We start from the raw sequence: 21,366 nt of genomic DNA on the forward strand, positions 1-21,366 counted from the left end.
GCACTCCAAGGCGATCCTGCTGTCACTGTCAGACCGGGCGCGGCTGCCAGACGCGCACTGTTCGCTGGCAGCTTGTGCGTGGGMAAACGGGCAGCGGCGGCGATGATCCTCATCTCAGCGGATCAACATGACTTGGCACGGCGCTTGCGTTCGGAGCACGGTCTCGCAGCCAAAGCGTCGAGTTCGCGGCCAACTGCGTCACCAGTGCGCTCTCCCGACCGTACTCGCTTCCAGACATGGCGCAGTTGCTACTTGCTAAGAGAGCGCCAAGCCTGCTGAGGGATTGCTCCTGGAGCGCCCGAACAGCCCGAACGGTTGTTTCGGGCGAAAGCCGCTTGAGACAGCGCGCAGACACCAGGTGAGCAATGAGCCTCCCCTTGTAGCGAGGCGAGGAGTGATTGCTGCGAGTGAACCGCTGCTCAGCAATGTCTTGCTCGGTGATTCCGAACAGAGCGACAAGCTGCTCTTCATCCAAAAGGAGAAATCCGTACTCGTGCGCGCGCTCGCCAACAGGCAAGGCGTAGTCCTCAACGAAGAGGACGTAGCCGTCTTCCTTTAAGGTATGCGCAAGCGCAGAGTCGCCTCCGAACTCAAGCTTCCAGTTTTCCGGCGCGACCTCATGCAGAACATTGCATACGACGACTACGTCAGCGAACTTTCCTCCTCGCGCTGCAAGCAAGCTAGGTAGATCAGAGAACGATCGAGACATGCCGTCTACCTGGCCGTACAGCGACATGCACAACCGCTGGCACTCATCAGCCACAGCAGGGTGAGGCTCGTACGCAACGTAGTCGATGACACTCACTAGGCTTCGGCCATCTTGGGCGCGAGCGAGCTCTGCAAGAAGGCGCCCCCTCCCTGAACCGAAGTCAATAACGCAGAGCGGCGCCCCGTCTTCTCTAAGCCCGCTAAGAACTTGATGGATCTGCGTTAGCTGCGGGTCTCGCTCCGTGTATCCAATGACGCCTGGTGGCAAAAGACACTGGCGGAGGAAAACCGTCGAAGCGAACCTAGACGGCAAGAGCGTCAGTTCGTTGACTCGGCGCGCCCCGTCTGGGCCGCCTAGAAGGCTGTCTAGGACAGACTCCGGCGAACGACCAGCCGGCTTGAACTTTCCATTTTCAGCAAACCAAAGACAGTCCGGGTCCTTGGCCACCAAATGCGCGATCAGCGGCACGGAGTGCGTTGCTACCCAGATCTGTCCCTCTGGAAGTAGCCCCAGCAGGCGATCCACAACATCGTTAAGCGCAGACGGATGAAGATGGTTCTCGGGCTCGTCCAGGAGCAGGATGCAGCCCTTTAAGGAAGCATGACGTGCATGCAGCATGCATGCGAGCTGAAAGAGAACTTTTTGACCTTCAGATAGCAGCGCGTCATATCGGTCAGTGAGCCCTTCCAATTGAAGGTTTAGATCCTCGGTCAGCTCGAACCGCACCTCTTCTCCAAGGAAGCTCGCAAGGATTGCGTGCAATTCCTCTTCTGCTTGCCGCTTCTCTTGGCTGCCGGTGGGGTTGCGGCCACCGCGCTCATTGACGGCGGCGCGCATGACCTGCCTAGCGTAGGCGGGCGCTCCGGAATTTGCGCCATCCGCATGCAGGACATCGGAGAACGTCCGCGCTAGCCTTATCGCTGCCTGTTCGTTCCCGGCAGTGGGATCAGTGAGCTCAGTCAAACGCGGCACAAATGGAACGATCTTTGGCTGTCCAAGGCCGCTGACGGTGAACGCGTCGGATAACGCCAAGGTGTTCAGCTGGTCTTCAACCGCGCGCTCGGCAGCAGCAATCTCCCTTTGCGCTTGCGCTTCAAGACCAGGCGGATCGCCGTTTCGCGGGCCTTCTCCGTGAAGCCGCTCCAAAGTGAGACCATGGACGCGCTGGGCTTCGCGATGCTGAGCGATGTTGTACTCGGCCTGAAGGCGCTGTTCCGGCGCCACATATCGGTTGGTCACCTTTGCAATCAGATCCAGCAGACGGGTCTTGCCAGCGCCGTTCTTCCCGGCGATCACGACGCACTGCCCGAGGTTGCGCATCTTCAGCGGCTTCCCTGGCTGAAGAAGGCTCGAATAGCCGACACCGAGCCCTTCGTAGACCTCTTTGCTCAGCTCAATGGACTCAATTTTCATTCTTGGCTCCAGCAGCCTCAGTACCGCCGGCAAGCGCTTCTTGGTAGCGAGCTAGATCGAAGAAATAGGCTGGCCAGCCTCTGACAGCAAAGTTCGTGTAGTTTCCAGCGTAGCCGATGCGCAAGAACACCAATTTGTAGATCAGCGTCATCAGACGGAACGCCGAGTCAATGACCCTTTGTAGCTCAGCCGGCTCAATTTCAAAAGAGCCGTGCGCCGTAGAGTTTCGGCTCTTCTTCCAGATGCGCCGGTCGTCTTCCTCCAGCACGCCAGCCACTATCAACGCATGCAATTGGTCTGCCGTGCTGTTCTTCCTGAATCCGTTCAATGACCCGTTGACTCGATTCAGCATTGACTGACTGAGTTCCAGCTCACCGACCGCATTGAGAATCTTGTCCACCTCCACCTTAACGTCGGGCCCAGGCTTGCCGAACTGACTAAACGTTTCGTCGTTCAGCACCCGCTCTACCGCTACGGACAGGAGGAGGACTACTGTCTCAATCCAGACCCCCTTCAGTGCGAATAGGCCGCCAACCGCCGCGGACAGTGGCGAATAGCTCTTGCCCCCAGCGTGCGCGCAGGCGTACAGGTAGTAGCAACCGAACAACCGGAAGAAGTCGAGCTCGTGACCGCGTCGCGTCACGGGCGGTTCGGCAAGGCCCTTGTTCAGATCGCGGGCCTGCGTGAGCTCGATGAACCTTGTGCCGCCTCTACTGACCTGGCTCATCGTTGGCGTCGCCATGGTCGCGGTGCAGAACCGGATTGCCTCGAGCAGCCGGTCTTCGAACCCGGCGGGAGTCTCCGTATCGACTTGGGCTACGGCGACAAACTCGGAATATGGCCTCTCGGGACGCGCGTTCACCCCTTCAAATGTCAGATCGAATCCCGCTGAGTCACCAGCGGAAAGGTCCTGCTTTGTCTGCGTGCTCCACCGCTCTCCACCCTTCTCCACCGTGGTCGTCCTAACGGTGTTCTTGGGGAATCCAAGATCGTCCAGAAACACCATGTAGGCGTAGTCCTTCGGCGCGTCGGATGCCGCGGTGCACACGATGCGCGGAGCGGTGTAGCACAGCACCACCGTATCTTCCCGATCGCCGCGGTCCAGCACGCCTGACTCGCAGACCCAGTCCTCACCGGCAACATCCTTCGCTGTTAGGCGGTAGTAGTGGTCGTCCGGCACGATGACCCCGGGCTTATGGCCATTTAGGCTCTTAAGGAACTTGATGGGGTCGTATGGGTCCGTCGCCGATCGGGGCAAAACTAGACGGACGATGACGCCCTTCTTTGCCCCGACCTCAATCGACCCAGAACCCGCGTACTCAATCGGAGACTTCGCGCCCAGTTGAACGAGGCGGATCTCACGGCAGTCAATGACGAGAACATCGTCGACAAAGGCACGCTTGAAGTCATCATCCTCGATGTTGGCAGCGCCCTGAAATCGGCTCATGGCTACCAGTCCTCCTTGAATCTATGTTCTTAACTCCAGAACTTCCGTTCCGGAACTCCGGGCGCCCGGTTCAGCCCATCACACGCTGAACGCTCATGAACGTCTCAAGCTAAGGCCTCGCCAGCGACTCGTTTAGTTGGCGCCATCCTGGCCGCCAGCCGCTGACCGTTCAATATGAGTTGGCCGACGGATGCGACGAGACGGCAGATACAGCAGCCTCTTCATTACGGTCCGACATTGCGGGCATGACCCGAGGGCGTGAGGCACCCGTCCTGCTGCGGGAATGGCTGCTAGAGGTCACGGCGGATTGAAGCAAAAGCGCCCAGCTCGTTGAGCGTAGAACAGCAGCATCTCTGAGTCGACGAGGCCGAATCCGGTTTCGTCAGCGAACTTCGCCGCCGCCGCTGCCGCCTTCCAAAAATCGGGGTCTTCGTTTTGCCACTTCGGGCGCTTTTCAAGGAGCGCGAGAAGGGACGATTGCGTGCCGCTCCTTTGCAGCTCCCCAGTCCACCTGCGAAAGTCCACCGATGAAATGCTTGCCAGGGCCAACTGCGTAATGATCGCGAAGTCATTCTGTGCATCATGGGCTTCACTAATCGACACGGACGTAGCTTTGAGGACCTGGGCGGCGTTTACGAACCAAAGCAGCTTTCGCGGAGACCGGGCGAAGTAGGGGAGCATTCGCAGCACAAGCTCGCGATGAAGTGGCTTGAATCGAAGCGAGCGGACGCTCGCTGGAGTGCTTGCTGCGGAGCTATCAGAGGTGGGCGAGGCGTCCTCCACAGGGGGCGGAGTCTGCGCGCTCCCTTGCGCATCATCTTCATCGACTGGGAGGAGCGCCGTTAGCAGCGTTGACCCCGAAGACTCGCTCACCTGTCCAATCCAGTATGGCAACTGGAAAATCTTCTCCAGGTAGTCGTAGGTCGCTGCCCGGCTCTTGTCCTCTGCGCCGTCGGACGGTGCAAGCATCTCGCCGTACTGATCGACAAGCGCACGTGACAGCCATCGAACGTCGACTGCTACGAAGACCGCGAAAAGCGGGAACGCTAGGAGCATGTGCACCGCCTGCAGTACCTCGATCACTTTGGCGGGGGCGCAGCGGTCCAGGTCGTCTATATAGAGCACGAGCCTGCTGAATGGAAGTTGCAGCCGTTGGTTTCCGGCAGCCAAATCCTCCAGCCCACTCTCCAGTTGCTTCAGGATGGCGCGATCCTCATCGAGGAGTGGACTGTCCGGGGCCGTCAGATTCGTTAGCCGCTTGCGCAAGGCCGACAGATCCTCGGGAGGCAACGCGGCTCGAGCGCCTTGGTTATGCATCCCAGAAGACAGTTCCTCAAAATCTCTACGCACGGACGCCACAAGACCAAGGTGCTGCGCATAGTGGCCATCTGTTGCTCGCGCCCGTAGAAATTTCAGGAGCCGGCCGGTCCCAGTGGAGCCGTAGAAGTCTTCAACTGCGCTCACTAGGCCTGCGGCCGATGCTGCGAGGTCTTGTTTCGCTGCGGCAGTAAGCGCCTCGGCCTTTCGGAGCTCCTCCTTATTGCTCACGAGCTTCTGATCGTAGGCAGCAATGGCCTCGGATAGCTTGGACTCCACCGCGGCCTTCACAGCTTTCATCTTCGTAATCACTGGGGTGGCGACGTGATTCACTGCCTTCAAGGCACCGCCAAGCACAACCAAGCTGGTGACGGTCTGCGTTAGTAACGTCCATACCTCTGGGACGTTGATCGCCTTTAGCTCAAGCCTGATCACCCATGCCAGCACCAATGCAGCGGGGATGCATGCGAATGCCAGCGCTGCCTTCAACTTACTACCAAGCTTCACAGCCACGCTGTCGAAAGCGATGCGCGCCTCACCAATCAGCGTGTCGGTCGCATGGAGTTGCTCCGCGAGTTTGTCGGCAGCTGCTTCCACGTTGCCGATACCTACGGCCTGGGCGGCCGTGTCAATCTCGCTCTTGAGGTCCGGGTCCGATTCGAACACTGCCTGAATGACGTCGAGGTATGTGCTCGGCCGCCGGATGACCGCATTTTCCAGTCGCTTGCGCTCCGACTCAGTCTCAGCAAGTTTGTTGGAAAGAGCCTGCTGAGTTTTCCGCTGGGCTGCAAGACGTTCAGCGGATTCAATGGTGAGGATGCGGGTTGTGCTTAGGTTGTCCAGGATCGCGTTCTTCGACTTCCCGTCGCTGGTGCTGTCCTTGACGTGGGCACCGAGCTGCGTGAACAGATGATCGACCAGGCTGGCCCAAAGATTCGTCTCGCTGTAGTGCCAGGCATTGAAGCGAACCTGCACGATGTTCCGGTGAAAACTGTCTGAAGGTGCCTCTGGTGCTTCTGGGATGCTGTCGCCCGCTGACAGGCGTCGAACGTGGTCGTGAACCAGCCGCATGAAGAAGGACTTGCCGGAGCCCCAGCGACCGAAGACTGCAATCGCAAGAGGCGGCTGCACATCCTTTGACGCAACCAGGCGGGCGAAGGCTTTGGCATCTTCCGCGAAGCCCAGGTGGTCAACACTCCGCTCCCCCCATGGATCATCGTTCATGGGCGCGGCAACGTACGTTTCCGACATCCTATGAATGGCCTCGTCCAGCTCTGCGTCGCTCAGGCCCCGAAGTTCCTCCCTTGCCTTGCTAAGAGCTCCATTCCGATCGAAGAACCCGTACCAGCCGCGCGTCTGGGGCGGGGGCGCGCTAAGTGAAGCATCGGCAGTATTGACACCTTTCCTCTGCGCCTCAGTCGCGACCTTCGATGGTGATGTACCGTCAGGCTCGCTAGGTGACGCTGCCGCACTCGGCCTGACAGCGGGCGAGTGACTGACTGTCACGCCAGACTGGACGGGAACTCTGTGCTTCACCGTTGTCTGAGCGTCCATCACACCAAGTCGAGAGAGCTCTATGTGCTGGGTTGAACGCTCTCCGCCCGTCGTGGAAGCGCGTTCGCCAGGCATTGAGAACGCCTCAGGGGCCGGCTCCGCGACAGTTCCCTTTGCATCCATCCGGCTCGGATCCGGCGTGCCCCTGCTTGTCCCACGTGTGGTCGGAAGCACTGGTTCGTCCGCAGATGGTGACGGGACAGGAGAGTTCAGAGAATCTGGGCTCGGGGCTTCTGCCATTATTTCCTCCCGCTGCAAAGGACTTGTTGGAGCAGTCTTTGGCTGGAGGATAACGAAGCAGTCCCTGGGCTCAACTATTGCTTTGCGGCGTCGGGGCTAGACCAATGCTTCGACGGACTCGCTGCGTGGGCGTCCGGACAAGGAATTGCCGACAGGAAGCCGGCCTACGCGCCGCTTCCGTCAGGGCCGCTTTTGTTGGCAAACCAGCCCTCGTTCAATGGCACCTGAGCCTCCACCGCTTGGCAAGAGGCTTGAGCTCAAGCCTCTTCTTGAAAGAGATTCGCTGATACGCCGGTTTCCAGAACTGCTCAACGCCGACCGCTGGCATCGCATCCCAGCCCTCGTCTTCCTGACGTTGAGCGATGGCTTCCTTCCATGCCCGCAGTGGTCCGAGTTGGACGGCACAGGCGGTTCCGACGTGTTCCAGAAGGGCACCTAGAAGCAGTAACCGCTGCTCATCATCGCGACATAGCTTGCCGTCCACCATCTCCAGTTGCCCCGGCAATTCATCGTGCCGAGCCATCTCGTCAGCTGCCCATGGCCTGCCCTGCAGGCGAATGTCCAAGTCTTTCATTTACTGATCTCCTTCTCGTAGCGAACCCGCTCGCCCGGTGGCCATGCGTCCGGCACCAGTTCTTCAAAACAAGCCGTCAAACAGCTCCTGCTGCGCCGGGTGCCGAGGGACGGAGTCGCGCCATCGCCGGCCCAGCTTCAGATTCCGCATCTCACGCGCGGCGGCGGCTCGGTCCCAGGGCGTGACACCCACCATTGCCTGCTCAGCCAGTGCGCGTGACGCACTGCCGTCCAGGCCTGAGCTGTGGCCCCCTGCCGACGCCAGCAGGGCATACAGCCCTTGGGCGAGCAGTTGCTGCACGCGCGCGCTGCTCAACCAGGTCTTCCTGTCTTGGATCTTGGCGCCGCGATACGCCTTCGCCCCCCCGCCAAACACGAAGATCAAGCGGAAGGCCCCGTCAGGGCCGGTGCCACGTAACTGCGGAGCAATGGCTTCAAGCCCGGCGGTCTGCGACGCCTGCACATCCAGCAGAACTTGCTTCGAGAGCCACTCGCACCATCGCAGCACGGGAGCTTGGACGCCGCCCGAAGCCTCCATCGCCGTGGCGAGATACGCACCGCAGTCGCACACATCAAGCGCTGGGCGCAAGGGGCTGAGTGCGCGTGCGCAGACCGCGCAGGCGTCCTGCAACGGCCTTGCATGGATGTGGCACACCGGATAGGCCAGCAGATCCCACTCCAGCCGGGCCACGCCGTGCTCGTCCAGACAGGCGGGGCATACCTGTTGGTGGATGCCGCGCGACAGCCACGGTTCCTGCCACACGTGGCCGAACAGCCGGACCTCGGGCCGCTGATCACGCGTGTGCGGCATCGGCATTCGATGCTCAAACCACTCAGCCTGCACTCCGACGAGCTCGGCGAGCAGAACGGCATCGGAAGCCAGCGGCCGTGCGCGTCGTGCGGTTCGACAGTAGCTGACCGATTCCTTGACGCTGATGCCGTTGAGACCGAACACGCGCAGCAGGTACCCAGAGGCGGACTCGAAGGGCAGGGGTGGGGCTTGGATAGGTAGGCGCGACATCACGGCTTTCCAGAACCGAACCCATGTCTTTGCGACCCATCCTGCGTGGGCAACGATTCAACGCGTCCCCGCACTGGCGCCGAAGTTTTCATAGTTCTCGCTCTGCCTTCGGATTCAAGGAGCGCAGACATCGTCATGCGTAGATGTCGCTCGACAGCGCTCATCGGCGGAGGCGGGCGACTCAATCGCTCGTAATCGCGCCAAAGCTGATCGAGAGGCATGCCCTGTCCTTGAACGGCCTCGGGTCCATGGCGTCCCCACTCCCTGAGCCAGTGCGGCAGCCGACGGACGAACTCGAAGTCCATCGCGAGTGGAGCCATTGCATCCAAGGGACCGCCGCACCTCAGACATAGGCTCAGATCACCGACACCCATGCGCCGTGGCCCGGCCGTGGCCATGTCCTGCATCAGCTCGACATGGGCGTTGCAGTTGGGGCATTGCTCTTCGAGCAGGCATCTGTGCCAAGGGCAGAACACCAACTCCTGCATCCGTGCGTACAGATGGATGCAGGGCACCTGATCGAACTTCAGGCACCGCGGGCAGAAGCGATAGCGGCCACGATGCGCTGAGGGCGAGCTCATCCACCTGCCGGCCGCCGCGCGTTGCGGCGAAGAGTCCGTGTAGACCCGCCCCAGCTCAAGCCCTCGGACCTGCGGCACTTCAGATCGGACCTTCCTGAAGACGAAGTAGTACGAACGATCAAAGTCCGCTCTGAAGGTGAAGCCCAGGTAGGCGGCCAGCTCGGCGGCGTCGCACCCTTGCAGCGCAGCCACACGCGTGAGCCACGAGTTCGGGGCTTCGTGATCCTGCGCGTATGGAACGGCGACGAGCGCGGCTACCCGCGCATCGAAGTGCTTCAGGACCGGCACAGTCCATCGGAACGGGCTGGATGCCATACCCGCTCGAGATCCACTACGCCCAAGGGCAACTCGACAGCACTTCGCTCCCGAATGCCCGCTGGTAGGCCAGCTTCAGTTCCACGGTGGTCGGCGTGCTCTTGCGGGCATCGACCGTCGCCATCGCAAGTTCCGCCAGGTACTGCTTGAGTCGGCGAAGATTGCCGCGAGTGGTCTTGTGAATCGCCCCCCTGATCTCGCGCGACCGCTGGAGCTGCTTGAAGTCTAAGGTGGCATTCTTGGGCATCAGCGACTGCACCAGCGAGACCCAAGGCTCATCCAGTGCGAAGTCGCTCAGGACTTCGTTCACCACACAGCGACTTTCCAGATACGGGTCGACGTGGCCCAGCTCGGACAGCGAAATGCCCCCCACGATGCAGACGGCGATCTGGGCGTCATCCATGACCTCTCGGAAGTACTCGCTGATCGATGTGCCGTCATCGCGCTTAGCTTTGCTTTGGCCGATCATCTGGTGCCCCTCGTCCACCAGGATCAGCCGGATCTTGTGACGGCGCAGCGCGTCAATCGAGAGGGAGCGGCGCGCATCAAGATTGGTGTTGCTCACCTTGAAGAGCGGGTAGTCCAGCAGGCCTAGGATGCGTTGAACCACAGCCGCCAGCGATCGACCGCGCCGCAGACGGATGTAGAGCACGCCCGACCCGCGTCCAGCGAGGTCATGCACCGGCAATGCGTCTAGAAAGTACCGGCATAACGTGGTTTTGCCCACGCCGGCGTTGCCGCCGATAACGCCACCCACAGGCTGTCGAAGCTCCTTGCTGAGCAGGAACATGCGATCGAGACTGCCGACCAGTTCGTTGAATCGGGGGTGCTGGACGATGGCGTTGTCGATCGCGGCGCCCTCCTGGAGCGCCTTCTGCGAGTAGGTTGCCAGCCAGCGCTCGCGGATCTGGCGTCGGCCGATGTCGACCTCCAGCTCTTCCGGGTCCATGGGATCAAATCCGTGGTTATTCGAATGCATAGGTTTCCATCTCGTTGGGTAGGGCCAGCAGTTCGGCCTTGGTGACAGGGATCAGCGGAGTCGTGGCATCGGCGGGTTCCGACTTGCGCGAGGCGGCGCCGAGCGTCGATGTGGACGTGAACCCTTCGGCGGCCTTCAGAAAGGCGGACTTCACACGCTTGCCAGAGCGGATCGCGCCGCCCCACATGTCCATGAGCTCCAAACGGCCGCGCGTCAGCGTTTCAGCGGCGTTGCGGAGGGTCAGATCTCTTTTTTTGACCGCGCGGATCGCCTTGTGCTGGACGGCCGACAGACCTTCTGTGTATTCGGGATGGCAGGACGGCACCTGCAGCCAAGTCTTCTGTCGCGGGTCCTGGACCCAGACGTGGTGGAGGTTCTCTGGATTGACCTTGACCTCGGTCCTGAAAGTCAAACCCACCCGACGGCGAAGGTCTTGGAGTTCACGCGAGTTGTATCGGAGGTAGTCTTTGACGACACCTTCGTTGCCCACGGTGAGTGTCTTGGCGCTAGCCATGATGATGTCCAGTTCATTGAAACTGCTTGCCAGTCGAGGTGCCAGTTGCGTGGCCAGGCCTTCGCCGTAGAGGTCATAGGCCCGGTCGAGCCTGCGTTCGTTCACCTCGAAGGGATGGACGTCAACTACGGCCTTCAGAACACCCAGGCATAGGGCGCCCCATGTGATGCAGGCGTTCTTCTCAGGCCGTTCCGGCAAGTAGTTGTTCAGCGGCTTCTCAACTCGGCCTGCGGCTGGGAGATAGCCGTTGATTTCGCCGATCGTGCGTTCCACAGTCGGCTTGAGCCAGGGCTGCCTCACGGCGCAATGCAACACGTCGGTTGCGAGATGCCAGGCCGCCGCGTGGAAATGGCGGGAATGAAACTCTAGGCCGTTGTCCGCCACGATGAGGTCCGGGATGCCGAAGGCCAGCCAGCGATGCCGCAGACCGGCGTGCTCCGTAAGGAAGTCCTTTGGGCGAATCGCTACCTTGAACGCAGAGAGCGCGCTGGCAAGGCCGGCGCTCCAGAAGCTGATGTAGAACCCAGCGATGTAGCCGCTGTAGCTATCGACAACAACAGTGATCGTCGGGCGCCCCAGAGGCATGCCCGTCACGTCGTGCACGACGACGATATCGAGGATCGTGTGGTCGATCTCGTACCGCGCCAGCACCCGTGGTGCATCTATGCCGCCCAAGCTGTAGCGCCATTTGTTCCTCGCATAGGCCGGTCCATATCGCGCGACGCAGCGATCAAAAGGCGATATCTCCTGGATCATGCGGCGCAGCGTGGAGATGCTGATGGTGGCCTCGGCCTCATCAATGCGGCCGCGGGCAGCCTGGGCGCTGAGCTCCCTGTCGATCAGTAGCTTGGTGGTGCTGGCTGACGGGCGCTTGCGGGTGCAGTAGTGATCGCGGACCTTGCGACGTGCGATCTCCAAGATCAGTGGATGCAGCCGGCCGCTGGTTCGACGGAAGCAGTTCCCACTGAGCAACGACAGGGGGTTGCCACCAGACCGCTCAAACTTGCGCATCCAGTCCATGACCGTTGAAGCGGTCGGGATCTGTATTGCAGAAGTCGTGTCATCCTCAGTCGGCTCCGACACTGTCTGCGGAGGCAGCTTGGCAAGTTCAGTCCGGATGCGTGGTCGCATCCCCTTGCGAATGCCGCGCCGAAGCATGTGCTTGACGATGCCCATGCGGTACTTCAGTCGCCGTTGCTCTTTCTCCGGTAGGTCCTCAATGGTCTGGACCAACTGAGTTGCGGACTCGGCCTGTTTGGACAAGGCGACGGGGTGCTCCTGTACGACAAGCAGCCGGCCCGCGAGAAGATCTCGCTGAAGCTCCGCTGTGGAAATCGTCTTGGGCGCGCCGCTCTCAAGGTCGAGGAAGACATTGCGGGAGTCGTCGAGGGTGCGGTCAAGCCGCCACGTCCTCTGCCCGTCCCGGATGACCAAGCCAATGGTCAGGGTGAAGGTGCTCATGTTCTTGTGCGAGGAAGAGGGGTTGTTGGGGCTTGAGCTCGAAGCTCGGGCCGACGGTCAGCAGACGCCGGCCGACGGCGTAGCCGATGAGGCCCAAGGCGTGGCCTGCCTGCTCGGCGTCGCCGACCGTGGCGCCTGATTGCCGAGACGCCCAGGTCAACAGCGCATCCACTGCGCCCGGTGCGGGCGTTCGGCGGGCCATCGCCCGAAGCGTTGAGACCTGCGCGGTCCGCTCTGGGTCGAGCAACTGGCTGGGCACCAGATACAGCGGCAGTCCGAGTGACCGCACCGCATCCCGCAACCCGGCGTCCAACAGCTCCCGAAAACGCTTTTCGAAGGGCTGCCCCTTGGCCTCGACGAGAGCCTGGGTTCCATCCGACAGCGTGATCCGCAGGTCGGGGGTGTAGTGCTGCGGACGCGCGCCCGTCTTGAATTCAATCGCCAGCGGCTGGGATTCGATTCGGACGACGCCAGGCGTCAACAGCAGGATTTCAATGCAGTGTTTTTCGAGCCTGGATTCGTGCTGAATGGGCGCGGCCTGGAACCATGGCTCGTGCACGGCTCCGACGCTCCTGTGCGGGGAGCGCGTGATGATTTTTCGTGGGGGTTTCATTTTCCCGAAGGGCAATAGTTGTCCAGCCCAAGCGGTAACCTGGGGTTGACTTTTTGCGCGGGGAGAATGAAACTGAAGTCTCTGAGGGTAGCTTCAAGCTCCCGGGCGCCGTAAACCCTTGGCGGGGTTTACGGCGCTTTTTTTCGCGCGGACGGTTGGGTGTCGCGCTACGTCATGCTGTGCTCCTTTGCAGACTCCGCCTTTGGTGGCTGTTTGATACCTAGAGCAACGGCTATGCGGTGAGCATTGCCTCGCATAGCAAGTGACTGCCCACTTAAGACTCTATAGACGGCGTTTGGCGGGAAGCCGTGCTCACGAGACCACGCCGCCACAGAGAGCCCGCGCGCAAAGAAGTCCGACCGTACGCGCGCGACTTCCTGGCGCCATGCAGACTGTTGCAGTAGATCGTGGGGATTCATGGAGTTCTTTGGCTTCTGCACAAATCATATGGGGGCTGTCGAGATGTGCAACCCTATGACATTCTTGTAAGCGCTTGCTCACGCAGTAAGCTGCAATTTCGTGAATTTAATAATGCACGAAATTGCACATCATTTGATTTGCAGTTTCATGGGCCGCCATCCTTTTGCAGAAATCAAACTGCCAAGTGCAGATGCTGATTCCTTCTATGACGATGAATGCGGCGCTCGACAAGACTTGCCGATCTATGGAGGCCCTAAATCTTGCAAAAGGCACGTTCGCGTGAGGGCAATCGCTGCAAAAGTTCGAGGGGTCGGACTGCAAAAGAATGTGCAATAGCCCTGCGACATCTGCGGGAATTGCTCCGGTGGAAGCGGCAATGCGGCGCGCACTGACGGCCGTGCGGGGTTGAAGGCCGCCGAGCGGCGGCTCAATACCTCGGACCTCAACGCCAGCTCAGTCGGCTGGCGTCTCGCCCAAGCAGTCGCGTATCACCTTCAACTGGCGAGCCAGCGTGCGTATGTTGGACCAGACCTGCTCGGGTTGCAGCGCGTCCTCCGCATGGATCTGCTCGACGACCTTGGCGAGCATTGAAAGTGGCGCCTCTTCGAGCAGTGTGCCGATGTGCGGTTCGAAGTCCTTTGGCATCTTGCGGGTGCGAAGCGCGTCACCAAGAACCACCGCCGGGAGAACGGTCCTGTAGCTCGTGCTGGCGGACTGGGCGGCCACCTCCAAGGGTGTTCGCGTCTTCGGCCTGGGCAGGGCGTGCTTGGGGTCCATCGATCACATTTGCTGCTCAAGCCAATGCGGTCAGCCGCTTTGGCGGGTGGGGTTTCGGCATCCAGGCGCTAGGTTCGCCTTGATGATGAGAACGCTCAGGAAGCGCAAACCGGCTTCGCTATCCAGTAAATCAAGACTACGTCACAGAGGTTGGGAGGCCTCTCGCAATGTACCGATACAAGCGCATCCAGCCCTCGGCCGGCACACCGACCCGTGTGGGAGCAATTCGTCGTGTGCTCACAGGTCCCGAGCGGGACGGCAGCAAGAATGGGTTCTCGGACTCCATCGGCAACTGGCTTGGATTGATGGCCAAGCTTGGCCTGCTCTACGGAGGGGCCTGGCTCTTCGCCTACTGTTTCTTCGTCATCGGATTTTTCCCCGCCGGCATCAGTGCTGCTGACAGCTTCTTTCTGCTTTTTGTTGCCGCGGGCTTCGGCTTTGTTGTTCTGATCCTTGCGGGCGTAGGGCTCCACCTGGTGGATCCATGGTTCGGTCTGCTTGAACGCCGCAAGCTTGGCGACGACGTCAGAAAGTTCCCCGCTTCCGGGAAGTTCGCTAGCTTTGCACTGGCTGTCTTGGCGCTCGACCTTGCTTGGCTGTGGTGGAGCGACTTCGAAGCATCTGTAGAAGTATGGGAGCGGCTGATAGTGGGCCTGGTACTGGTCTATTGCGTTGTCGTCTTCTCTGTCAAGAAGCACTCAGCTGCTAATAGTGAGTTTGCCGAAGCCATCGGGGCCGGGGTGCTGAGCTTCATATCGCTCTTGGTGTTGCTGATGCTTATTGGCTTCAAGCAATGGTGGGCGCTCGGACTGGTTTTTGCGCAGGGGGCGATGGCCGCCACGCTTGCGACTGTCTGGCGGAGCCCGCGTCACGCCAAGAATCGCGGCGTTGGCCTTTTGGTACTTGCGGCACTAAATTTGTTCGTGCCGCTCTACATGGCCGTCCTGTTCAAGGATGAGCATCAATCGATGAACCCCGCGTTGGCTCTGACCTTCGAGCGACTGGGGCCGTATCGGGCGTCGGCCGACGTCCTCCTGTCCAACAAAGCGGCTCAGCAGGTATGGCAACTCGGCACGGATCACGAATTCGGCATGCAAGGATGCCAACTCGATGACGGATCGGTGCTGGTGAGTCGTGTTCAAGTGCTCTGGCACGGTGTCGGGACACGAAGCTTGCTGAGATTCCCGCGCGCCGACTCAGGATCAAGCCTTGCGCAAGGGCGCATCGAAGTTGATACCGCGGACGTCCGCCTACTCAGCACGCTCCCGCATCAATGCGCGCAAATCCCCACCGAGGTCCACTTCGCCTCAAAGTCGGAAAAGCCGCTGGACCCGAAGGAAGTTGAAGAGCTAGTAGATCAGTTCAGCCGAGCTATTGAGCGTGCACCAAAGGAGTGGCGACTAACGACCGTGCAACTGCGCGGGCATTCAGACTCGATGCCACTGGTCAAAGACGGGAACGTGGAGCTGGGGCTCGCAAGAGCAAAGGCCGTCGGCGCTGAGCTGGCCAAGCAGCTCGACAAATCTGGCAGAGCTGGCCGTGACGACGTCCACTTCGATGCGCAAAGCAGCGCATCACGCAGCGGACGATCAGACACATGCCCGTTGAAAGGCGATCGCGCTTCGTTGGAGGAGTGCCATGCCAAGAGCCGGCGCGTCGAAGTGCGTTTGATATTCAAACCCCCGCTTCCTAAGCTCGACAAGAAGCCTCAGACCTGAAAAGTTCAGAGTTGAATGGACGAAATCCGCAAAAGTTCAGACTTGAATGAGCAGCGGGTTCAAGACTGCCCGTGCACGTCTTTCCCAAGTGCTTGATCTGCCAGTCGGTAGAGTTCAGAACTCACTGATCTTCCACACAAAGAAAAAAGGCGGCCCCTGGGGCCGCCTTCATCACCAGCGTTGCTGGATCAGCTCGAGCCAGATGCGCGGCGGCTGCGCCAAGCCAGCAGCGGCAGGCCCAGCAGCAGTAGGGCGCACGCGGCGGGTTCGGGAACGGGCATCTGCGTGACGTACAGCTGGGCCGGGCCCGGTAGCGTGCCGAGCGGGTTCAGGTCGAGGTCGTACAGGGTGGACGCGTGGCTGTCGCTGCCCACGAGCAGCCGGCCGTCGTTGGTCAGCAGCAGATCGGTGGCATAGGCCAGCGTGGCGCTGGCCTTTACATGGCCCGTCTGCCCATCCAGGCGCATCACCTTAAACGAGAAATCGGTGTAGCCCAGCATGCTGACGAAGATGTCATGGCTGACGGGGTCGTACTCGACGGCGCGCGCATTTACCAGCCAGGCGTTGTCGGGAACGATGGAACGCACGAGCTGACCCTGCGCCGTTCTTTCCTCCAGGTGGTATTCCGACAGCACCAGCAGATTGCCCGACGGCAGGGGTGCGACGTCGTTGGCATGGCTGTCGTAGACGACGGTGGGCGTTTGCACACCGGGCGTGAAGGCCCAGACCTTGGAGCCGGCCATGTAGAGCTGGCCGTTGTTGCCCAGAGCCAGCTCGCCATAGAAGCTGCCGGCGTGGCTTTCTCGCAGGGCGCCACTGCCGTCAAAGGCATAGAGCCCAGCGCCGTTGGATGTCGACAACGAGACGTAGAGCCAGCCCTGCGGACCGAAGGCCATTCCCTCCATCCACCAGCCCAGCTCGAAGGACAGGGTCTGCGATTCCAGCAGGTTGCCGCTGCGGTCGTAATGGGTGAGTGTGCGGTAGCCGTTGGCCGTGTACACATCACCCGGCACCAATGAAAGGGCCTGGGCAGACCAACTGGCGGCCAGCAACAGGCCAGCCGCGATGACTCGGCAAATCGAACGCATGATTCCTCCCTCGATATTCTTGGATGCGACGAGCGGCGCATGATGCATCAGCTTTGCCGGCGGCCACCTCGGTTGACGCCAGGGAATTTCCACGCCTGGCTTGGCCGTGACTGCGCACAATGCGAGCTTCCCTGTCGTTGAAGTAATCCACCATGCGCCGCCTGCTGATCGCCTCTGCCCTGCTTGCCTCCTTCGCCGCCCAGGCTCAAGTCAAGGTCGACGACCCCTGGGTGCGCGCCACCGTCGCGCCGCAGAAGGCCACCGGCGCCTTCATGCAGCTGACGTCGGCCAAGCCGGTCAAGGTGGTCGCGGCCAGTTCGCCGGTGGCGGCCGTGGTCGAGATCCACGAGATGAAGATGGACGACGGCGTCATGAAGATGCGCGCCGTCGACGCGCTGCCACTGCCCGCCGGCCAGGCCGTGGCGCTGAAGCCCGGCAGCTATCACGTCATGCTGATGGGGCTCAAGAACCCGATCAAGGCCGGCGAGACCGTGCCGCTGACGCTGACCGTCGAAGGCGAGGACAAGCAGCGCACGGCGGTCGAGATCAAGGCGCAGGCGCGTTGATTCATGGCGAAGATGTACATCGTTGACGCCACCGACCCCGCTGGCTATGTCGCCGCGCTCAGTGGCTGGCAGCAGGCGCAAGTGTTGGCATTGCGCGAGGCGGTGTTGGAGGCTGAGCCTGGCCTGGAGGAAAAGCTCAAGTGGGGCCACCTCGTCTATTTCAGCAACGGCCCGGTGCTGCTGGTCCGTGCCGAGCCCAGCCGCGTGCTGTTCGGCTTCTGGCGTGGCAAGCGCTTGCTGCACCTCGAGCCGCGCATGCGCGGCGGCGGCAAGTTCGAGCTGCGCACGCTGGAGCTGCACGAGGACACGCCGTTGGCGCGTGACACCGCGCTGGCCCTTGTGCGCGCGGCGGTGGCGCTGAATGCCGAACTGGGCAACCCCCAGCGGGCAAACGTGTGAAGCCGGCGTAAAACCGCTTCAGTTCTGGCCTGGCCTGCCGATAGCCCGGGATTACACCGGAGTTGCTCATGGTCACTGCCGTCAATACCCCAGCTTTGGTCGGCACCCTGCTTCGTCCTGCCGAATGGCTGGACCCCGGCAACAAGAGCCCGTCGACCGCCGAAGACCCGCAGGCCGTGGTCGTCAAGATTTCAGCCGAAGGCGCGCAGCGGGCTGAGGCGGTCACCCAGGCGGCTACCCAGCCGGCTACCCAGGCCGCTACCCAAGCGGCACCCAACGCCGAGGACTTGCCAGTGCGCCTGGATGGCGGCGGCAGCGGCCAGGTGAGCGTGCAGGAATTCAAGGCCAGCGAGCCCAAAGCACCCCCCGCCGGTGGCGCGCGTGCTGCAGCGCCTGCCGGCGGCCAAGCGCCTGCGGGCGGAGCGGGTGGTGGCGTCGCCGCCGCCAGCGTCAGCACCACCCCCAGCAGCAGCCAGACCTACGAGCCAGCCGACACCGACGAGGACGGCACCGTGTCGCCACTGGAGCAGCAGGCCTACGAGGTCAAGCTGGCGGCCGAAAAGGCGGCCAAGGCCGCCGAGGCGGCAGGCAGTGAACGCACGGCCGAGGCCGCCGCCGCGGTCAAGGCCTACGAAGCGATCGAGCAGCTCGGCGCCTCGGACCAGGGCTAAAGGCTGGGCCCTCAGGCCCTTGCCGCATTGACCGCGATTTCAGCGGCCAGCTGCGGCCACAGCGCCTCCGGGAGGTCGTGCCCCCAGCCAGGAATGATTTCAAGCTTCGCGCCGGGAATGCGCTTGGCGAGGTCATGCGCCGCTGCCACCGGGATCAGTGCATCGCCCTCGCCATGGATGACCAGGGTGGGCGCGCTGATGCGCGGCAGGCGCTCGGCGCGGTGCGTGTCGGCGGCGATGGCCACCATCTGGCGTGCGACGGCCTGGGGGCGGAAGGCCCGCTTGATGCCGCGTGCGAGGCGCTCGCGCAACTGCTTGGTTTCGGGCGGGTAGCCTGGGCTGCCGATGACGCCGTAGAGGCCGACGTAGTGGTCCAGCACGTTCTGAAACTTTTGCTCGGGCGTGCTGCCGGGCTTGGGGCGCGAGATCAGCGCGCGACGCACCTTCAGGCTTTCTTTGGGCACGCCGCGATCGCCGCTGGTCGTCATCATCAGCGTCAAGCTCTTCACGCGCTGGGCGTGGGCGAAGCCCATGTGCTGGGCCACCATGCCGCCCATCGACGCGCCGCAGACATGGGCTTTGGCAATGCCCAGCGCGTCCAGCACGCCGACGGCGTCGCGTGCCAGGTCGRCCAGTTGGTACGGCGCCTTGACCGGCAGGCGCAGCGTGTGCAGCAGCGCCGCCAGCGGGATGTTGGGGGCGCCGAGCTCGTCGAAGGACTGCGACAGGCCGACGTCGCGGTTGTCGAAGCGGATGACGCGAAAGCCCTTGGCCACCAACTGCTCGACGAGGCCCTCGGGCCAGGCGATGAGTTGCATGCCCAGGCCCATGATCATCAGCAGGGGCTCGCCGTCGGCCGGCCCCTGGATGTCGACCTCGATGTGGACGCCGTTGGCGCTGACCTGCATCAGCCGAGGTCCACCTGGCGCTCGATGACGCGCGACACCAGCCCGTAGGCGATGGCCTCGTCGGTGCTCATCCAGAAGTCGCGTTCGATGTCGAGGCGCACGCGCTCCAGCGGCTGGCCGGTCGCCTGCGAGATGGTGGCGGCCAGGCGCTCGCGAACACGCAGGATCTCCTTGGCCTGGATGGCGATGTCGCTGGCCTGGCCACCGGCGCCGCCCGCGGGCTGGTGGATCATGAAACGCGTGTTGGGCAGGGAGAAACGACGCTCCTTGGGCACCGCGAGATAGATGTGGGTGCCGGCGCTGGCGACCCAGCCCGTGCCGACCACGTTCACCGGCGCGCGCACGAAGCGGATCATGTCGTGGATGGCGTCGCCGCTCTCCACATGGCCGCCGGGCGAGGAGATCAGCAGCGTGATGGGCGCGTCGGATTCCTGCGCGAGGGCCAGCAGGCGGCGGCAGGTGGCCAGGGCCATCTTGTCGTCGATCTCACCGAAGACCATGACGAAGCGGCCCTTGAACAGCAGCTGCTCTTCCATCTTCTCGGGGGCTTCTTTCTTGGCGGCCTTGTCTTCGGCGGCGAGGGTGTGGTGATGCATAGGGGATTCCTTGTTCAGACCGCAACCATACAGGCTTGACCGGCACGGGCCATCTGGGGGCGCCCGGCGCGAATCCAAGCCCACCGTATACGGCTTATTCAGCGCCCTTGGGCGTGCGGTAGAACCAGCGCCGCGCGCCCTTGGGCTCGAACGGCTTCCACTCCCCATCCGGCTGCGCCAGCCGGTCCGCCAGCGCATACAGCGCGATCGGGTTCACGCCCAGGCCGATGTGGCTGGCCTGCACCTCGATGTTCTCGGCCAGCGGCGAGGGCTCGTTGACGCTGCAGCGCCAGGCGACGACGCCGTCGCTCTTGGAGTAGATGGACGTCGTCGGCACCGGCGGGGCCTGGCGGATCTGCTCCATCAGCTCGGGGTCGTTGGACGCGTGGCCGCTGACCATCTCGAAGAAGCGCCAGGCGTTGGTCGCGCGCGGGTGGCCGGTGAAGGGCGTGCCCAGCGTGACGACGCAGCGCGCCAGCTCGGGGCATTCCTTGGCCAGTTCGCGGGCATAGATGCCACCCAGGCTCCAGCCCAGCAGGCTGACCTTGCGACCATGCCGCCGGTGCAGCTCGATCAGGTCGGCCTTGGTCTTTTCCAGCACGCCGGCGCGCGGGCCGAAGTTGAAGCCCTGGCCCCAGCCCTGGGTCGCGTAGCCCAGCGAGTCGAGCATGGCGCGCAGCGGTGCCGTCGTGAAGTCATGCGCGCCCAGGCCGGGGAAGACCAGCACCGGGTGCCCGTCGCCGTGCGGCAGCTTCTTCATCCACGGCATGGTGGCCAGCAGGGCCGCGTATTCCCAGGGCGCGCGGCCCTCCAGCATCAGCAGCCAGGCGTTGGGTGCGCGCAAGTCGGACCAGTCGGGGTGAGGGGAGGTGGGGGTCTGTTGCCAGCGCGAGAAGCGCGGCGAGCGGATGGCGGGCATGCGGCAAAAGCGAGAGCGGGCAAAGCCTGACCATGTTAGCCAGCTGTCGCCTGTTTCCGGGGCGTGCTTGCCCGGGGGCTAGGGTGTCGCGTTGGTGACTGGTGCATGCGCGCCCTCAGCGATGCGCCGGCCCTTCTTGAGGAGAATGCGTGCCGACTACACAGCTCGCCACGAACCTCGCTCCCGCATCGTTGGCGTCAAGAGGCCGTCGCAGGTCGTACATCCAATAGCCTATGACGCAAATGACCGCAATTGCGATTGCGAGGTTAGTCACGCCTTGCAGCCTAGCCCGCCAGCCCGACACGGCGACGGTGTCGCGGGCCAGCCTGGAGTCCAGCGGTGGCGCGTAACCGCCTCGCAGTATCCGGACAGCCTGTCGAAGGCCGATCGCGACGGGCCACATTAGCAACGCCGGCACTCCAGGAAATAGTGCAAAGCGGAGCCACTCCAAGGTGCTGGCAGGGCCAATGCGGTTACACAGGAGTGGGATGCCGCCCCTGAGGAAATATGGAATCCCGGCGGCGATGACGATGATTGAGCCAAGTGCTAAAACAGTCCGCGTCCATG

General features: G+C 62.3%; 19 protein-coding genes. 4 read left to right on the forward strand and 15 right to left on the reverse strand.

Translation table 11 applies throughout. The features are described from left to right. Positions 1 to 109: 109 nt before the first annotated feature. The 11 genes from AC1D2H_RS12920 to AC1D2H_RS12970 form a co-directional block, all read right to left on the reverse strand. Positions 110 to 2,122, reverse strand: a complete 2,013-nt coding sequence (locus tag AC1D2H_RS12920) for an AAA family ATPase (RefSeq protein WP_478011228.1) — start codon at positions 2,120 to 2,122, stop codon at positions 110 to 112. Then, complete coding sequence (locus tag AC1D2H_RS12925) at positions 2,112 to 3,569, reverse strand: hypothetical protein (RefSeq protein WP_478011229.1); 1,458 nt, start codon at positions 3,567 to 3,569, stop codon at positions 2,112 to 2,114. Before AC1D2H_RS12925 ends, AC1D2H_RS12920 begins: the two co-directional genes overlap by 11 nt. 297 nt (positions 3,570 to 3,866) lie before the next feature. Next, positions 3,867 to 6,110, reverse strand: a complete 2,244-nt coding sequence (locus AC1D2H_RS12930; RefSeq protein ID WP_478011230.1) for a P-loop NTPase fold protein — start codon at positions 6,108 to 6,110, stop codon at positions 3,867 to 3,869. Positions 6,111 to 6,894: 784 nt separating this feature from the next. After that, positions 6,895 to 7,254: a hypothetical protein gene (locus AC1D2H_RS12935; protein ID WP_478011231.1), complete on the reverse strand. Its 360-nt coding sequence runs from the start codon at positions 7,252 to 7,254 to the stop codon at positions 6,895 to 6,897. A gap of 63 nt (positions 7,255 to 7,317) precedes the next feature. Beyond that, the gene (locus AC1D2H_RS12940; RefSeq protein WP_478011232.1) at positions 7,318 to 8,274 is read right to left on the reverse strand and encodes a TniQ family protein; all 957 of its coding nucleotides are present in this window, start codon (positions 8,272 to 8,274) and stop codon (positions 7,318 to 7,320) included. After that, positions 8,274 to 9,170: a TniQ family protein gene (locus tag AC1D2H_RS12945; RefSeq protein WP_478011233.1), complete on the reverse strand. Its 897-nt coding sequence runs from the start codon at positions 9,168 to 9,170 to the stop codon at positions 8,274 to 8,276. Before AC1D2H_RS12945 ends, AC1D2H_RS12940 begins: the two co-directional genes overlap by 1 nt. Positions 9,171 to 9,186: 16 nt before the next feature. Then, positions 9,187 to 10,119 carry a TniB family NTP-binding protein gene (locus AC1D2H_RS12950; protein ID WP_478011234.1) on the reverse strand — a complete coding sequence of 311 codons (933 nt, stop codon included), beginning with the start codon at positions 10,117 to 10,119 and terminating at the stop codon, positions 9,187 to 9,189. A 16-nt stretch (positions 10,120 to 10,135) separates the two neighbouring features. Continuing rightward, a complete protein-coding gene (locus AC1D2H_RS12955; RefSeq protein WP_478011235.1) occupies positions 10,136 to 12,124 on the reverse strand; it encodes an integrase catalytic domain-containing protein in 1,989 nt (662 codons plus the stop codon). Continuing rightward, positions 12,060 to 12,683 carry a Tn7 transposase TnsA N-terminal domain-containing protein gene (locus AC1D2H_RS12960; protein ID WP_478011236.1) on the reverse strand — a complete coding sequence of 208 codons (624 nt, stop codon included), beginning with the start codon at positions 12,681 to 12,683 and terminating at the stop codon, positions 12,060 to 12,062. The genes AC1D2H_RS12955 and AC1D2H_RS12960 overlap by 65 nt, the downstream gene beginning before the upstream one ends. 221 nt (positions 12,684 to 12,904) lie before the next feature. Further along, positions 12,905 to 13,156, reverse strand: coding sequence for a DNA-binding protein (locus tag AC1D2H_RS12965; protein ID WP_478011237.1), 252 nt, complete (start codon positions 13,154 to 13,156; stop codon positions 12,905 to 12,907). A gap of 454 nt (positions 13,157 to 13,610) precedes the next feature. Beyond that, positions 13,611 to 13,934, reverse strand: a complete 324-nt coding sequence (locus AC1D2H_RS12970; RefSeq protein ID WP_478011238.1) for a hypothetical protein — start codon at positions 13,932 to 13,934, stop codon at positions 13,611 to 13,613. Positions 13,935 to 14,101: 167 nt separating this feature from the next. On the opposite strand from AC1D2H_RS12970, the gene AC1D2H_RS12975 reads away from it, so the two are divergent. Further along, complete coding sequence (locus tag AC1D2H_RS12975) at positions 14,102 to 15,652, forward strand: OmpA family protein (protein ID WP_478011239.1); 1,551 nt, start codon at positions 14,102 to 14,104, stop codon at positions 15,650 to 15,652. 188 nt (positions 15,653 to 15,840) lie between these two features. Here the strand turns inward: AC1D2H_RS12975 and AC1D2H_RS12980 are convergent, their stop codons facing one another. After that, complete coding sequence (locus AC1D2H_RS12980) at positions 15,841 to 16,740, reverse strand: hypothetical protein (protein ID WP_478011240.1); 900 nt, start codon at positions 16,738 to 16,740, stop codon at positions 15,841 to 15,843. Positions 16,741 to 16,892: 152 nt separating this feature from the next. On the opposite strand from AC1D2H_RS12980, the gene AC1D2H_RS12985 reads away from it, so the two are divergent. The 3 genes from AC1D2H_RS12985 (at position 16,893) to AC1D2H_RS12995 (ending at position 18,376) form a co-directional block, all read left to right on the forward strand. Then, positions 16,893 to 17,306 (forward strand): copper chaperone PCu(A)C, encoded by a 414-nt coding sequence (locus tag AC1D2H_RS12985; protein ID WP_478011241.1) that lies wholly within the window; start codon positions 16,893 to 16,895, stop codon positions 17,304 to 17,306. A 3-nt stretch (positions 17,307 to 17,309) separates the two neighbouring features. Continuing rightward, on the forward strand, positions 17,310 to 17,705 hold the full coding sequence (locus AC1D2H_RS12990) for a DUF1801 domain-containing protein (protein WP_478011242.1): 396 nt from the start codon (positions 17,310 to 17,312) through the stop codon (positions 17,703 to 17,705). 68 nt (positions 17,706 to 17,773) lie between these two features. Then, complete coding sequence (locus AC1D2H_RS12995; RefSeq protein ID WP_478011243.1) at positions 17,774 to 18,376, forward strand: hypothetical protein; 603 nt, start codon at positions 17,774 to 17,776, stop codon at positions 18,374 to 18,376. An 11-nt stretch (positions 18,377 to 18,387) separates the two neighbouring features. Here AC1D2H_RS12995 and AC1D2H_RS13000 read toward each other — a convergent pair whose 3' ends face one another. The 3 genes from AC1D2H_RS13000 to AC1D2H_RS13010 form a co-directional block, all read right to left on the reverse strand. Beyond that, on the reverse strand, positions 18,388 to 19,284 hold the full coding sequence (locus tag AC1D2H_RS13000; RefSeq protein ID WP_478011244.1) for an alpha/beta fold hydrolase: 897 nt from the start codon (positions 19,282 to 19,284) through the stop codon (positions 18,388 to 18,390). Next, on the reverse strand, positions 19,284 to 19,880 hold the full coding sequence (locus AC1D2H_RS13005) for an ATP-dependent Clp protease proteolytic subunit (RefSeq protein WP_478011245.1): 597 nt from the start codon (positions 19,878 to 19,880) through the stop codon (positions 19,284 to 19,286). The genes AC1D2H_RS13000 and AC1D2H_RS13005 overlap by 1 nt, the downstream gene beginning before the upstream one ends. Positions 19,881 to 19,974: 94 nt before the next feature. After that, on the reverse strand, positions 19,975 to 20,799 hold the full coding sequence (locus AC1D2H_RS13010; RefSeq protein WP_478011246.1) for an esterase/lipase family protein: 825 nt from the start codon (positions 20,797 to 20,799) through the stop codon (positions 19,975 to 19,977). Positions 20,800 to 21,366: the final 567 nt, after the last annotated feature.

It is taken from the genome of Roseateles sp. P1_C1_2, assembly GCF_056406535.1.

Excerpts from the sequence above, each read along its gene's own strand:
- AC1D2H_RS12920 (WP_478011228.1), bottom strand. The coding sequence starts at position 2,122 with ATGAAAATTGAGTCCATTGAGCTGAGCAAAGAGGTCTACGAAGGGCTC.
- AC1D2H_RS12925 (WP_478011229.1), bottom strand. The coding sequence starts at position 3,569 with ATGAGCCGATTTCAGGGCGCTGCCAACATCGAGGATGATGACTTCAAG.
- AC1D2H_RS12930 (WP_478011230.1), bottom strand. The coding sequence starts at position 6,110 with ATGAACGATGATCCATGGGGGGAGCGGAGTGTTGACCACCTGGGCTTC.
- AC1D2H_RS12935 (WP_478011231.1), bottom strand. The coding sequence starts at position 7,254 with ATGAAAGACTTGGACATTCGCCTGCAGGGCAGGCCATGGGCAGCTGAC.
- AC1D2H_RS12940 (WP_478011232.1), bottom strand. The coding sequence starts at position 8,274 with ATGTCGCGCCTACCTATCCAAGCCCCACCCCTGCCCTTCGAGTCCGCC.
- AC1D2H_RS12945 (WP_478011233.1), bottom strand. The coding sequence starts at position 9,170 with ATGGCATCCAGCCCGTTCCGATGGACTGTGCCGGTCCTGAAGCACTTC.
- AC1D2H_RS12950 (WP_478011234.1), bottom strand. The coding sequence starts at position 10,119 with ATGGACCCGGAAGAGCTGGAGGTCGACATCGGCCGACGCCAGATCCGC.
- AC1D2H_RS12955 (WP_478011235.1), bottom strand. The coding sequence starts at position 12,124 with ATGAGCACCTTCACCCTGACCATTGGCTTGGTCATCCGGGACGGGCAG.
- AC1D2H_RS12965 (WP_478011237.1), bottom strand. The coding sequence starts at position 13,156 with ATGAATCCCCACGATCTACTGCAACAGTCTGCATGGCGCCAGGAAGTC.
- AC1D2H_RS12970 (WP_478011238.1), bottom strand. The coding sequence starts at position 13,934 with ATGGACCCCAAGCACGCCCTGCCCAGGCCGAAGACGCGAACACCCTTG.
- AC1D2H_RS12975 (WP_478011239.1), top strand. The coding sequence starts at position 14,102 with ATGTACCGATACAAGCGCATCCAGCCCTCGGCCGGCACACCGACCCGT.
- AC1D2H_RS12980 (WP_478011240.1), bottom strand. The coding sequence starts at position 16,740 with ATGCGTTCGATTTGCCGAGTCATCGCGGCTGGCCTGTTGCTGGCCGCC.
- AC1D2H_RS12985 (WP_478011241.1), top strand. The coding sequence starts at position 16,893 with ATGCGCCGCCTGCTGATCGCCTCTGCCCTGCTTGCCTCCTTCGCCGCC.
- AC1D2H_RS12990 (WP_478011242.1), top strand. The coding sequence starts at position 17,310 with ATGGCGAAGATGTACATCGTTGACGCCACCGACCCCGCTGGCTATGTC.
- AC1D2H_RS12995 (WP_478011243.1), top strand. The coding sequence starts at position 17,774 with ATGGTCACTGCCGTCAATACCCCAGCTTTGGTCGGCACCCTGCTTCGT.
- AC1D2H_RS13005 (WP_478011245.1), bottom strand. The coding sequence starts at position 19,880 with ATGCATCACCACACCCTCGCCGCCGAAGACAAGGCCGCCAAGAAAGAA.
- AC1D2H_RS13010 (WP_478011246.1), bottom strand. The coding sequence starts at position 20,799 with ATGCCCGCCATCCGCTCGCCGCGCTTCTCGCGCTGGCAACAGACCCCC.